At 29.9% G+C, this 13,841-nt stretch carries 13 protein-coding genes, 2 rRNA genes and 1 pseudogene; 10 read left to right on the forward strand and 6 right to left on the reverse strand.

The genetic code is table 4. From position 1 onward, the window contains the following. Positions 1–4 precede the first annotated feature (4 nt). The 10 genes and pseudogenes from parC (at position 5) to rrf (MAGB_RS03150) (ending at position 7,253) form a co-directional block, all read left to right on the forward strand. Positions 5–2,590 carry a DNA topoisomerase IV subunit A gene (gene parC / locus MAGB_RS03115; RefSeq protein ID WP_004024345.1) on the forward strand — a complete coding sequence of 862 codons (2,586 nt, stop codon included), beginning with the start codon at positions 5–7 and terminating at the stop codon, positions 2,588–2,590. 143 nt (positions 2,591–2,733) lie between these two features. Then, entirely contained in the window at positions 2,734–3,663 is a 930-nt protein-coding gene (locus tag MAGB_RS03120) for a Cof-type HAD-IIB family hydrolase (protein ID WP_004024346.1), read from the forward strand. A gap of 1 nt (position 3,664) precedes the next feature. Continuing rightward, positions 3,665–4,378, forward strand: coding sequence for a ribonuclease HIII (locus MAGB_RS03125; protein ID WP_004024347.1), 714 nt, complete (start codon positions 3,665–3,667; stop codon positions 4,376–4,378). Positions 4,379–4,571: 193 nt separating this feature from the next. Further along, on the forward strand, positions 4,572–4,676 hold the full coding sequence (locus MAGB_RS04510) for a DNA cytosine methyltransferase (RefSeq protein WP_235750745.1): 105 nt from the start codon (positions 4,572–4,574) through the stop codon (positions 4,674–4,676). A 15-nt stretch (positions 4,677–4,691) separates the two neighbouring features. Continuing rightward, positions 4,692–5,546, forward strand: a pseudogene (locus MAGB_RS03130) (DNA cytosine methyltransferase); the annotation flags it as partial. Next, a complete protein-coding gene (locus MAGB_RS04515; RefSeq protein ID WP_235750746.1) occupies positions 5,539–5,856 on the forward strand; it encodes a hypothetical protein in 318 nt (105 codons plus the stop codon). The pseudogene MAGB_RS03130 and the gene MAGB_RS04515, both read left to right, overlap by 8 nt. Continuing rightward, positions 5,838–6,245 (forward strand): UpaP162 family type II restriction enzyme, encoded by a 408-nt coding sequence (locus tag MAGB_RS04520; RefSeq protein WP_235750747.1) that lies wholly within the window; start codon positions 5,838–5,840, stop codon positions 6,243–6,245. Before MAGB_RS04515 ends, MAGB_RS04520 begins: the two co-directional genes overlap by 19 nt. Positions 6,246–6,384: 139 nt before the next feature. Further along, a 5S ribosomal RNA gene (gene rrf, locus MAGB_RS03140) occupies positions 6,385–6,490 on the forward strand. A 204-nt stretch (positions 6,491–6,694) separates the two neighbouring features. Beyond that, positions 6,695–7,021, forward strand: coding sequence for a hypothetical protein (locus MAGB_RS03145; RefSeq protein ID WP_004024349.1), 327 nt, complete (start codon positions 6,695–6,697; stop codon positions 7,019–7,021). A 126-nt stretch (positions 7,022–7,147) separates the two neighbouring features. Continuing rightward, positions 7,148–7,253, forward strand: a 5S ribosomal RNA gene (gene rrf / locus MAGB_RS03150). 59 nt (positions 7,254–7,312) lie between these two features. Here the strand turns inward: rrf (MAGB_RS03150) and rsmG are convergent. The 6 genes from rsmG to MAGB_RS03180 form a co-directional block, all read right to left on the reverse strand. Further along, on the reverse strand, positions 7,313–8,005 hold the full coding sequence (gene rsmG / locus MAGB_RS03155; RefSeq protein ID WP_004024350.1) for a 16S rRNA (guanine(527)-N(7))-methyltransferase RsmG: 693 nt from the start codon (positions 8,003–8,005) through the stop codon (positions 7,313–7,315). Continuing rightward, the gene (locus tag MAGB_RS03160) at positions 7,992–8,975 is read right to left on the reverse strand and encodes a ribose-phosphate pyrophosphokinase (protein ID WP_004024351.1); all 984 of its coding nucleotides are present in this window, start codon (positions 8,973–8,975) and stop codon (positions 7,992–7,994) included. The genes rsmG and MAGB_RS03160 overlap by 14 nt, the downstream gene beginning before the upstream one ends. Positions 8,976–9,191: 216 nt before the next feature. Then, positions 9,192–10,094 carry an MAG1890 family putative lipoprotein gene (locus tag MAGB_RS03165; protein WP_420329214.1) on the reverse strand — a complete coding sequence of 301 codons (903 nt, stop codon included), beginning with the start codon at positions 10,092–10,094 and terminating at the stop codon, positions 9,192–9,194. Positions 10,095–10,521: 427 nt separating this feature from the next. Beyond that, positions 10,522–11,490: an MAG1890 family putative lipoprotein gene (locus MAGB_RS03170; protein ID WP_004024353.1), complete on the reverse strand. Its 969-nt coding sequence runs from the start codon at positions 11,488–11,490 to the stop codon at positions 10,522–10,524. Positions 11,491–11,747: 257 nt separating this feature from the next. Continuing rightward, positions 11,748–12,728, reverse strand: a complete 981-nt coding sequence (locus tag MAGB_RS03175; RefSeq protein WP_004024354.1) for an MAG1890 family putative lipoprotein — start codon at positions 12,726–12,728, stop codon at positions 11,748–11,750. A 160-nt stretch (positions 12,729–12,888) separates the two neighbouring features. Then, on the reverse strand, positions 12,889–13,833 hold the full coding sequence (locus MAGB_RS03180; protein WP_004024355.1) for an endonuclease: 945 nt from the start codon (positions 13,831–13,833) through the stop codon (positions 12,889–12,891). Between the last annotated feature and the right edge of the window lie 8 nt (positions 13,834–13,841).

Genomic DNA, 13,841 nt, shown 5'->3' on the forward strand with positions numbered 1-13,841 from the left:
AATTATGAATAAGAAAAAAGAACAACAATTAAATGATTTGTTATCAAAGATTATTCAAGAAAACCTTGACACAGTAGTAGCTGATAGATTTAGTCGCTACTCTAAATATGTTATTCAACAAAGAGCGCTTCCTGATGTGCGTGATGGCCTTAAACCTGTACAAAGAAGAATTCTTTACTCAATGTATGATTTAGGTTTGCAAAATAATAAACCGTTTAAAAAGTCAGCTCGTGTTGTAGGCGATGTTATTGGTAAATATCATCCTCATGGCGATACATCAATTTATGATGCCATGGTCAGAATGGGACAAGAGTGAAAAATGGGGCACACTTTAGTCGAAATGCACGGAAATGTTGGTTCAATCGACGATGATCCTGCTGCTGCAATGCGTTATACTGAAGTAAGGCTTTCGGAAATTGCTAATTATGTTATTGGGGATATAAGAAAAAACACAGTTAAGTTTGCTCCTAATTTTGATGATTCAGAAAAAGAACCTGTGGTTATGCCTGTTTTAATTCCTAATTTATTAATTAATGGATCAACAGGAATTGCTTCAGGTTTTGCCACAGAAATGCCGCCACATAATTTAAATGAAATCTTAGATGCTGCTATTGCTAAAGTCAAAAACCCTGCTATTGAACTTAGCAAGTTAGCCAAAATTATTCAAGGGCCTGATTTCCCAACAGGCGGAATAATTTATGGAACTGAAGGAATTCATGAAGCATTCGAAAGAGGAAAAGGCAGAATAACGCTAGCTTCAAGATACAATGTTTATTCTGATAATAAGTATAAATATATTGAAATTACAGAAATTCCATATGGAGTAATAAAATCCAAATTAGTCCATGAAATAGACTTAATTGTCGATTCTGAAGAAGTATCAGGTCTTTTAGAAGTTAAAGATCAAACAGACCGTAATGGTATTAATATATTAATTACATTAGATAAAGAAGCTGATGAAAATGTAATTGTAAATTATCTTTTTTTAAAAACTCAAATGAAAATTTATTACAACTACAATAATGTAGTTATTGATAATTACACACCAAAAACACTAGGTATTTCTGCGCTTTTAGATGCATATTTAAAACATGTTAAAGATATAAAAATCAAAACCATTGAGTTTGATTTAATTAAGCACAAAGCAAGACTAGAAATAGTAATTGGCTTTTTAAAAGTTGCCAAAATAACTGATAAAGTTATTGAAGTAATTCGTAAGAGTGAAAACTCAAAACAAGGTGTTATTGATAATTTGATGGCAACTTTTGATTTTACTTTAAATCAAGCAACTGCTATTGCAGAGTTAAGGCTTTATAAATTAAGTAAAACTGATGAGCAAGCCTTCTTAATTGAAAAAGAAGAGTTAGAAGAAAAAATTAAGCAATGCGAGCTGTTATTGAATAATTCAGAAGAATTTAACAAGTACTTAATTGCTTTGTTTAAAGACCTTAAGTTAAAATTTGGTAGGCCAAGAAGAACATCAATTGAAAATGAGCAAATAAAAGCATCAATAAACCAGGAAGATTTAGTCAAAGAAGAGCAAGTATTTTTAGGCATTAGTAAATTCGGATACATTAAAAAAGTTTCTAAAAAAACATACGAATCTAATTTAATTAATACTTATGGCATAAAAGAAGATGACAACATTTTATTTTATGATAATGCTAGTTCATTGGATAAATTATTGCTATTTACAAACTTCGGTAATTATGCTTATTTGCCTGTTTTTAAGGTTCATGAGTCAAAATGGAAAGAGTTTGGAACCCATCTTAGTGATTTTGTTGATTTAGCATCAGGTGAAGAGCTAGTTAGCGCTATCATGGTTTCAGATTTTGATTCATCTAACTATGTTTGCTTATTTACAAAAAAAGGACAAGGCAAGAAAGTTTTATTAAAAGAATTTGATGTTTCTAGATTTAGCAAAACATTTGTCGCTATGAAGCTAAAAAATGATGATGAATTAATTGGAGCTAAATTATCAAATGGTTTAAAAGATGTATTGCTTATAACTAAGAATAATTTTGCTTCATTATATTCAGAAAATGAAGTACCTATTTATGGACTAAAATCTAATGGAAATAAAGCTTGTTATTTAGCAAATTATGATGAATTGTCAGCATTTGCAGTGGTAAATTCTAATGATTCTGTTGCGCTAATTAATGAAAATAATAAAGCCAGAGTTATTAACATTTCAGAAATCACAAAAGTTCCCAAGACAAACAAGGGAGTTGCATTATTTGCTAAGAGTAGGACAAATAGCCCTATAAAACAGTGTGATCCGCTGCAAGCTAATTCTAAAATATTGATTGTCAACAATCAAGGTCAAGCTCATTTTGAAAAAATACAAGATTATGCAAAGTCGGCTTATGCAAAATTTATTAATTTTGACATTGATGATTTACGTACTGTGTCATTAATTTCTAATTATTCAAGCGTTAATGATGATACAAACACTCATTCTTATGATAAAGAATCAGAAGCCGAAGAGCAAATAATGAACGATGCAATTGAAACCAAAAATTCAATTGATTTAACTATTGATGAAATACTTTCAAAAGTTGATGAACTACTAAAAAAAGACAAAAAATAACAAACTTTAAGAAAATTACTAAAACAATTGTTTTATAGGGCTATAAGCTCTATTTTTTATTAATTTTATGAAAATTTCAAAAATTGGTAAAATTAATTATGAAAATATTTTTATATTCATAAACTAACGTTATAAGGAAAATTATGAGCGCATTAACTGATAATAAAAAGGAAAAGTTCCTTTTTGCCATTGACTTAGATGGAACTTTGCTCTCTTCAAGTAGGGAAAACATAGTTCCTGAAAATTGCATTAAAGCTATTCAAAGAGCAAAAGAAGAAGGACATGTTGTATGTATTTTTACAGGCCGTCCTTGAAGAAGTACAAAACCAATATATGACAAATTAGGACTTACTACTGTTGTTTCTAACTATAATGGCGCACAAATTCACAATCCAAAAGATGATAATTTTATTCCTCACATTAAGTATTTAAACTTAAATGAAATGCTTTACATTCTTGGTGATGAAAAGGTAAAAAAGGAAATCTCAAACCTTGCAATTGAAGGACCGGGCTGAGTTCAATTAGAACACCGTGATGATGATATTGAAGCAGTTTTTGGCTTTAGTTCAGCGGAAAAATTTACAGTTGGAATTAACCTTAACAAAGTTCCTTTAAGTCCAACAGGAATTGTTTTTGATGTTAAAGAAACAACTGATGCTGAAGAATTAAGAAGATATCTAAGAGCTAGATATGGTGACCTTGGTGAATTTTCTTACTGATCAAAAGGAGAAGGGCTTACACCAGTATTTGATATTACCAACGTTACTGTAAACAAGGGAAGAGCGCTTTCTTTACTATCTAGATATTATGGAGTTGATTTAGACCATACTATTGCTTTTGGCGATGGATTTAACGACGTGCCTATGTTTAAAGTAGCAACAGTTTCTGTTGTTTTAGGTAACGCCTCTGATTTAGTTAAAAGACATGCTACAGTGAGATTGAAAAAAACTAATAAAGATGGTGCTGTAGGCGAATACATTGATAAGTTTTTAGATAATCCTGAAAAGGAAATAGCTAAATCAAAAGCAATGGCGCTAAAAATGCGAAAAGTATCTATTCAGGAAGAAGAATAAATTGAAGTTTTTTGACTTTGTTCTTGAAAGCAATTTGCTAGAAAATAAAAGCATAATAGGTGTTGACGAAGTGGGCGTTGGTGATTACTTTGGCCCGCTTTGTGCCTGTGCTGTTTTTATTGATGCCAAAAATGTAGCAAAAGTGGCACAATTAGGTATTAAAGATAGCAAAAAATTAAGTGATAAAAAGATTAAAGAACTAGCTTTAAAACTTAAAAATAGCAAGCTAATTTCTTATTCTTTAGCTCACTTAAATCCTTCAGGATATAATAAATTAAACAAAAATTACAACGCTAACATTTTAAAAATGTTCGTGCACCTTAAGGCTATTAATTCATTGACTGCTAAATTAAACAATTATAAATATGATTACATATTTATTGACAAATATGCATCAGCAGAAAATATGTTAAAGTACTACAATGAGCTGGTTTTAATCAATAACTGAGCTAACTTCAAAGAAATTAATGGAGATGTTTTGATAGCAAACAAAGCTGAATCACATAGTATTAGTGTTGCAGCGGCTTCTATACTAGCAAGAGATCATTTTTTGACATTAATTGCAAAAATGAATGAAGAGTACAATACAATTTTTCCACTAGGAGCAGGATCAAAGGTTAGCGAATTTGCCAAAGATTTTTTTGCAAAACATAATTATAGTGATGATGTGATTTCAAACACATGCAAAAAAAGTTTTAAGATGAAGATTTTATAGTAGTTGCGTATCATCCAGATAGCCGAATTTATCTGTTTAATAGTAATAGAAATACATTTCTATTACTATTTATGATAATGCCTTTGCTATGTTGTTTTAGTTGGATATCTTTTTATGACTTTTTAATATCAGAATTATTATTATAATATTTAATATAATAATTAGCACTAGACAGGGGGGGCCAAGCACAATAATGAGCAAACGGGGAATTATAGATTTATTTGCAGGTGCTGGTGGTTTAACTCTTGGTTTTACTCAAAACAACTTTGATATATTAGACACCATTGAGTTTTGGTAACCAGCAGTTGATACCTATAACTTCAATTTTAGGAAAAATGTTATAGCCAAGGATATAACAGATTTGGAAGTTAGAAATGAACTTGAGAGCAATTGAAAAAACAAAACTGATTTGGTTATTGGAGGCTTCCCTTGCCAAGGATTTTCATTAGCAGGAAGAAGAAGCAAGGACGACGAAAGAAATCAACTTTACAAATATACAATTGATGTAATCAGTAGAGTGCAACCATATGGTTTTGTTTTAGAGAATGTCAAAGGCATTTTATCATTTAGAGAAAGCGACAATGAATTGGTTGTTGAAAAGATACAAAAAATGTTAGCAAAAGAGAATTACTACACAAAATTTATACTTTTAGACAGCTCAAATTTTGGTGTCCCACAAAAAAGAGAGCGTGTAATTTTTATTGGCTGTAAAGACAAAGAAAAAGTTGACAAGGTAATATCTGTACTAGCTAAGTATAAAGAAAAAACAGTTACTGTTTTTGATGCAATAGCTCACTTAGAAAAAGTTACTGATGACAAAAAAATACCTAATCACATATTCTCTAAGCATTCTGAGGAAATAAAAGAGAGATTTATGAAACTAAAAGAGGGCGAAAGTCTTTCTAAATCTTTTTCTGATGCGTTTAGAAAAATTTCTTATGACAAGCCATCTCCTACAGTTAAGGAAAATCACGGCGGAGTTCATATTCATCCTGTCTTGCCAAGAGTACTAACTCCTAGAGAATTGGCAAACTTACAAACATTTCCTGAGAATTTTATATTTTTAGGAACTAAGTCTAGTGTTCTTAAACAAATTGGCAATGCAGTTCCTGTCAAATTATCCTATGAAATAGCCAAATTAGTAAATAAGGTATTTTTCAATGAATAGTTATTTTGAAGTAGCTGTTGAATTTCAATGTAAACTTGAAGCAATAATTAATGATATTTTTGAGACGACTAATAACGAGATAAGTGTTAGCGTTGCAGATATTAATATACTTCAGCGTGATAATAATTCTATAAATTCATCAACAGCCATAGGATATCTTTTAGAAGAGTATTTAATTAGAAAAATTGAGAAATATATTAGTTCAACAAATTGTCATTTAAAAGTTCTTATGAAGAATAATAGTAAAGCAAACACAAGCAGCTTTGATTTTTCACTAGCTTATAAGGGCATTTGTTTTATATTAATTTAAAAGCTGACAGAAATGCAAACAATGCTATAGCTGCTATAAGCAGGCTTTACAGTGACTATGTTGAATATGAAGGCAATGAGCCATTACATTATTTAACTTTCAAAACAAACTATGATATTGGCAAGTCTAGAATATGTAATCAGAACAAGATAATAATAAAAAGCACATACTCATATTTTTTGGAACAGGTTGATTTCAGTAAAGGTTGAAAACAAGATCATAGATCATGATCTCCTGGAACCAAGTTGAATTCTGGTAGGCTAATGGTATCAGAGAACTTTCTCAAAGAGAATCTCATAGAGAGATCAAAAATGTCATATGAACAAAATAGGGAATATATAGAGCAAATGTTTAATAAAAATTTTGATGTAGCAGAATATGATGAATAATTAAATTTTTGTATCTTGTATTAACTGACAAAAATTTTTATTTGTTTTCTAACATCAAACAAAATTTTTTTAATTTAAAAATTTACAAAAAAAATTAGAAAAATATTTTGACTTATTCTTTAATTGTGCTAAAATAATTATCAGTGGCCATAGCAAAGGGGATCACCTGATACCATTCCGAACTCAGTAGTTAAGCCCTTTAGCGCCGAAGATACCAGAGATGGGAAAATAGGGAGCTGCTTTTTTTATTTTCTTTTGTGCTGTTGTGTCAGTTTTCAAATTAAGTCTATTTTTAAAACAAAAATAGCGCTAAGACCCTAGAATGTAAAAAAAGTTGCCATAATTTTGAAAATATAATTATCAATAACAATAATGTTTTATACTATTCATATTATAATAATGCTGCTTAGTTTGCTAAGTTAAACTATGCTTTAATGTAAAGGAGAGTAATGTCTAGAACCAAAAGATTATCTATATCATATCTTGTTACATATCCAATTGCATTTGCTATTGTTGTTGTTTTATTAGCAATATTTGGTAAAGATTTGTATAATCACGCTCAGGGCACAACCATAAGTGCAACATTTGCATCATGAACAATCATTGTTTTATGAGCATTTGTTGTAGTGATTCCAGTTATCATGCTTCTAATAAATATTTTACTATTGTTCCATAAAGTCGGAACTATAGCTAGAATTTTGCTAATTATAGGGCTATTTATTCCATGGCTTTCATTTGTTGGAGCACTAATAGCTTTATTAAGGCCAACTAATTAACATTAAATTAAACCGCCAATAGTGCGGTTTTAATTATTCTAAGACAAGATTTTTTACAGAGCTTTAAGCTAATTAAAAAAATTAGAAAAATATTTTGACTTATTTTTTAATTGTGCTAAAATATTTATCAGTGGCCATAGCAAAGGGGATCACCTGATACCATTCCGAACTCAGTAGTTAAGCCCTTTAGCGCCGAAGATACCAGAGATGGGAAAATAGGGAGCTGCTTTTTTTATTTTCTTTAAATTTAACAAGCAGTAACTAAAAAAATAAAAAGGCAGCAAAAGCTACCTAATAATTTTTGATTTTTGCCCATTTTCAAGGTCAGCCCCTAGGAGTTGGCTTTGTTTTTTTAACTACTACTAATGATGAGTGCTCATTGTTAATTTCATCCTTATATTCAAAGAAAGAAATATTATTTTTTTCTAAGCTAAATTTAGCTTGAAATTGGGCAACTTCATCTTGATAGTTTTTTCCTTTAGGCAGTATAAAACAGCCATTTTGGGCAAGATGATGATTTGCCATTAAATATATTTTGACAACAGATCCTAGTGCTCTTGCACAAATATAATCAAAGTAAGAATTATAGTTATTAACATTTTCAGCTCTATCGTTAATTATTGTTAAATTAAGATTAAACTTAGCCTTAACAGTTTCTAAAAATGCACATCTTTTAGCTATGCTTTCAATAATAACTAGCTCAAATTCATTATCTAGTGCAATTAATAAAGGTACTGAAGGGAATCCCGCTCCAGCCCCGATATCAAGAATTTTTTTGCCTTTAAAATCGAAATAATATTCACTAATTGCATTTTCAAAAACTAAAATAGAACCTAAAATGCCTTGATCAAATATTTCATCAACACTATCAAAACCACAAATATTCATTACCTTATTTTGCTCATAAATCATTTGTGCATATTTATGAAGCAATGGAGTTTGCTTGCTATATTTATTTAGCAAATAGTCTTTATTTATATTCATTCTCTTTTATTTCTTTTGCAAATTTATCATAAAGCATAGAGATAGATTTACCATTAATTGAACAATCAATAACGCTTCCTAAAAATCTGTCTAAACTAACAATTTCTAATTTTTTGTACTTATTTAATAATTCATCATTATCTATTGAATCAGTAATAATAACTTTTTCAACAGCTGGATTATTTTCGAAAATATCAAAACCTTTACTAAAAATGCCATGTGTAGCAGCTATAACAATTTTTTTAGCTCCATATTGCTTTAGCGTTTCAGCAGCTTTAATAATTGTTCCGCCAGTGTCAATAATATCATCAATAATAACTGCATTTTGATCTTTAACATCACCAATTAAGCCCATAACTTCAGTTTGATTAACGCCAGTTCTACGTTTATCAATAATGCTGATTTTAATGTCATTTGAAATTAATTCAGCTAAACTTCTAGCTCTAACTGTACCACCATGATCAGGGCTAACAACTGTAAATTTTTCATGGCTTCTTTTAATAGCTTTGGCTAAAGTAAATGAAGCTTTTAAGTCATCAATTGGAATGTTGAAAAATCCTTGTATTGCAGAGTTGTGTAAGTCAACAGTGATAATTTTTGATGCACCAGCAGTTTCTAAAAAGTCTGCAACTAATTTAGCACCAATAGGTTGTCTACCACTAGCTTTTCTGTCTTGACGTGCATAGCCATAATAAGCTAATGCTATATTTATAGACTTAGCGCTGGCTCTTTTTAATGAGTCAATGAATAAGTACAAAATCATTAAATTATCATTTACTGGTCTTGATGTGCTAGCAATGATGTAAACATCCTTGCCTCTGACAGCTTCGTCACTTACTGGCATAGTTTCACCATCAGCAAATTTAGTTAATGTCAGTGTTGAAAGCGGAATGTTTATCATTTTTGATATTCTTTCAGCTAGCTTGATGCAATTTGGCATACCAAAAAGCAATGCATTATTGTTGTTCATAAATTTTATTTCTCCTCGCCTGTTTTTCAGCTATAACAATATTATAATGCAATACTAATATATATGCCTATAAATAGGCATAATATGGATAAAATACAGAGATTAAAGTTAAGTGCTCATACAAAGTTAACTGATAAAACTTTGCATAGAGCAAAAAACCTAAAAAGCTGTAAAACAGCCTTTTAGGGAAATTATAGGATTAAAATCACAGAGTAATTAAGATAAATCGATTATTTGCTCGTAAACTTTTGCACCAAAACTGCCATCAGTTTTTACTAAACGCCATTTGAATAGGTATTTTTTGCTATCTTTTTCACCATGATGTTCAACTTTTATACCGCGGTCACCATTATTGTTAAAAAATCCCACTGGTGAATTTCCACTATGAGTATTGATTTGGTTTTTAATTTCAACATTTATTGATTCATTTATTGATAATCCGTCAAGCTTAGAATTATCACTCTTGCTAAAAAATGAACCACCCAATAATGCTATAGCACCTGATTTTTTGCTTATACTGTCATCTAACTTTTTAATCAGTTCTTCTTTGTTAGCATTATCATCTACTTGAATAAGATCATATGTGTAAGCAGTTAAAACGTCTAATTTATAGCCTTTTTCTTTGATTTTACGTTCATTTGTTTGCTCTTTATTTGGTGCTTTTGGTGTGCTTTGTTCACTAGATGAACCTGCTTCACTTCTTTCACTGTGTCCAGGCTTATTAATTGGATTTGAATCAGGCGTAGTGCTAGTTTCAGCATCCTTTTTCATAGGTTCATTTTGATTAATAGGGGAAATTGGTTCAGGATTAATAGCAATGTTGCTATTTGATAATGAGTCTTTAAACCCTGTAACTAAAATTTTTTTAGGCAATGTTTTACTTTTATCTTTGTTTACAATTCTGTATTCAACTTCTAAGCTGTTGTTTCTTTGAGTAACTGATACAAATTCAAGCTCAATGTGTTGTGGCTTAGTAACTTTAGCAAGGTCTTTTATGTTATGTATTGTTATTTCGCTTGATAGTTTTGAGCCTTTGTTATCTATATCAAGTAATATGTTGTACTTGTCTTTGTTTGGAGAATAGCAGCTTGCTGAAATAAGAAGGGGGGGGTTATAAATATACCTGTTTTAAGGGCTAATTTGCTAAATGCGAGAAGTTTATTGCTTAATTTTTGCATGGTTAGTTTTCCTTTTTAAAAATATAAATAAAATAATTGCTTGCTTGTAAAAATTATATTTTATTGATGATGCATTAGTCAAATGTGCCTTAAAAACAGGTAAATTGGTATTTTTGCATAGAAAAAAATTAAAAAACTTCCCATTTATGCTTATAAAATAGCGTTATTGGTAAAATAATTAGGCTATTTAGATCTAAAATTCACATTTTTTATGATATTAATTATTGATTTAAGCAACTTCAAAATATAGCAAAGATATATTATGCTTTGTTTTTTATTTATAGCTAATTAAAAAGCGTGTTAATTTCTTATATGTCTATAAAACAGATGTAAAAGAAAAGTTGCCATAAAGGCAACCATGTTGTTAATTAAGACAAATCTATAATTTGTGAGTAGACTTTGTCTCCGCGCTTTCCATCTTTTTTAATTAATCTTCATTTCAGTATATATTTTTTATCACCCTTTTTTCCATGTCATCAGACACTAATACCTTTTTCTACTTGCTTGAAAAAGAATCCAATTGTAGGGTCACCAGTGTGAGTATTAATTCTCTCTCTTATTTTAGGATCTATTGTTTTGTTAATTGATAATCCATCTAATCACCCATAGTTTGCTTTAGGACGAGAAAGCCCTCTTACAAGTGCTATTGCACCTGGTGTTTTTGTTCTAATTGTACTATTTATTGCATTATCTAGCTTTTGAGCTAGTGCATTTTTATCTGCATCTTCATCAATAGTAAATAAGTCATATGGATATGCTGTTAGTTCATTAAGCTTGTAGTCAGTTTCTTTAACAGTTCTATCTACTCATGATTCATTAAATAATCTTCCAGTTATGTCAGAAGATGATTTTAATGCTTTATGATACTTTTCATCAAGGTCTTTATTTTTATTTAACTTATAAGATTCTGATAAACTTTGCTTTTTTTCTTTTTCAGGATTGTCATCATTAAATGGTGAAATTGGGTTAGGATTTATGATTGAACTGCTGGAGAATGTATCTTTAAATCCCGAGATAACAACTTTTTTAGGCAATGTTTTACTTTTATCTTTATTTATAATTCTGTATTCAACTTCTAAAGTGTTATTTTTTTGTGTAACTGATATAAATTCCAAATTAATATGTTCAGGTTTAGTTATTTTAGCATGCTGTGTTATATTGTGCAAGGTTACATCACTAGAAAGTTTTGAAGATTTGTTTTCAATATCAAGCGAAATATTGTAGTTTTTTTCATTAGCAACATAGCAGCTTGCTGAAATAAGAAGGGGGGTTATAAATATACCTGTTTTAAGGGCTAATTTGCTAAACAGGGGTATCTTTGTGCTCATTTTTTTCATAGTCAGTTTTCCTTTTTTAAAAAAATATAAATAAAACAAATTGCTTGTTTGCTAAAATTATATTTATGATTAAAAAATGAAAAATATAATGCAACAAAAGTGCTCTTATTAAGCAAAAAATATGCACAACTCTTACCATTTATATGTATAAAACAGCATTATTGGTAAAATGATGCACACTAGTGGATAATTGTTGGTGCTTAATGCATACTTAGCGTTAATTACTGTATAAGTAAACTAAAAATATTTCTATCTAATTAAGAAAGATCAATTATTTGTTCATATACTTTAGTGCCAGGGTTTCCATCATTCTTAACTAAGCGTCATTTGAACAAGTATTTTTTGTTTTCCTCTGTGCCATGACGTTCTACACTGATACCTCTTGTGGCTGACTCAAAGAAATAACCAATAGTTGCATCTGAGCCATGAGTCTTAATTTTGCTCTTAATTTCTTGACTTATTGTGTCATTTATTGATAATCCTTCAAGATGTGAGCTATTCTTTGTAAAGAAAGAGCCTGATTGTAAGGCAACTTCAGCTGATGAATTTGTACCACCCTTGCTTTTTATTGCTTCTTCTAATTTTTTAGATAATTCATCTTTGTTTGCAACATCATCAAGTGAAATAAGATCATAAGGGTATGCTGAAAGCTCACTTAATCTGTAACCAGCATCTCTAATTTTACGGCCTCTTGGTAAGTTATTTTCTGGTGATTCAACAGTGCTTGATTGCGGTGATGATTCACTATTTGATTCGCCATTATTAATGTTTGGCATCGGTTGATCATTAGGCATACCTTCAAGTTTCATGTTTGGTTCTTCATCACTTTTAGGTGTTGTTTTATCAAAATATGGAAGTGGGTTTGGATTTATAGCAACATTATTGTTGTAAATTGAATCCTTAAATCCTGTAACTAAAATTTTTTTAGGCAATGTTTTACTTTTATCTTTATCTATAACTCTGTATTCAACTTCTAGGCTATTATTTGTTTGGGTAACTGAAACAAATTCAAGATTAACATGTGCTGGTTTGTTAACTTTAACATGATCTGATATGTTGTGAAATGTTATGTCACTTGATAGCTTGGAACCTTTGTTTTCAATGTCTAATGATATATCATAAACTCTTTCATTTGGAACATAACAGCTAGATGAAATTACAAGGGGTGAAGCTACGAATAAGCCTGTTTTAATGATTAATTTGCTAAACAGGGGGATTTTAGAATTTAATTTTTTCATAATTTATTTTCCTTTTAAAAAATATAAATAAAACAAGTTGCTTGTTTTCAAAAACATATTTTATTGTAAAACATGAAAATTAGTGTATGAAAAAATGCCAAAAAGTGGCATTTTTGCATATAAAATAGTGTTATTGGTCAAATTAACAACATCTTAAAAACTAAATTGCTATATCAGTTTTTAAAATTCCTTTATTAATAAAAACTTTTTTGCCAGGATTTATTAATAAATCAATCAATTCCGGATAGTCACTAAAAGGGTTTCTAAGACCGCCTTGGTGTTTAGCAATTTCATTATTTCTTACAACATCAAAAAGACTAATTTTGTCATCTTTAGCTCATTTTGTATAAGCTTCAAAATATTTATTAACTAGTGGCCTGTCATTTGAAAAAGCAAAAACCTCTCTGCCTTGGCTATGTAATCCTATTCTGCTAGCATGAGTTAGCGCAAAGTAAAGATATGCCCGCGCAATGTCGCCTTTAAATTCATTAATAGGCTCAGCAAATGAACTATTTACCTTAGTTCCATTTTTGGATGTAAATTGAGATTTATTGACAGTACCAAAAGGATAGTCACCTCTTTTGCTATTAACTAGAATATCAGTAGGTCAAACATGGTGTGCATCTTGTTTAGCTAGCTTTTCATTTTTAAATCATGACTGAGGCACTAAATGCTCTCTGTTAAAGCCCATACCTTCACTTTCAGCAGATGAGCCAAAGTTACCAAAGGCATAATTATAAGGATCCTTGCCTTTTGGATTTTCAGAATAAATATCTAAAAGTGATTTATCATTTTCAAAATAAAGATCTTTAAAAGCATCCTTGTATATGTTTTTTAAATAATTATATGGCTTAATTCCTGAAATATACTTGTGTTGGTTAGCAATTAAAGCTTTATAAAGCTCAACTCCATTTAATCCTTCTAAGGCTTTATAATAGTCATTTTGGACATAAAATGACTTTTCAGGAAGCTTATATTTATCTAATTCTATGGCCTTGTTTTTACTATTACATCCTGCAGCTGACAAAACTGTTAGAAGAAAAAAGGAGAATGATAAGGTTCCTATGGAATATAAAAATTTATGTCTTGTTAGTTTATTATTCATAATCTAGC

Source organism: Mycoplasmopsis agalactiae 14628, from assembly GCF_000266865.1.
In the GTDB taxonomy this organism is placed as follows: Bacteria; Bacillota_I; Bacilli_A; order Mycoplasmatales; family Metamycoplasmataceae; genus Mycoplasmopsis; species Mycoplasmopsis agalactiae_A.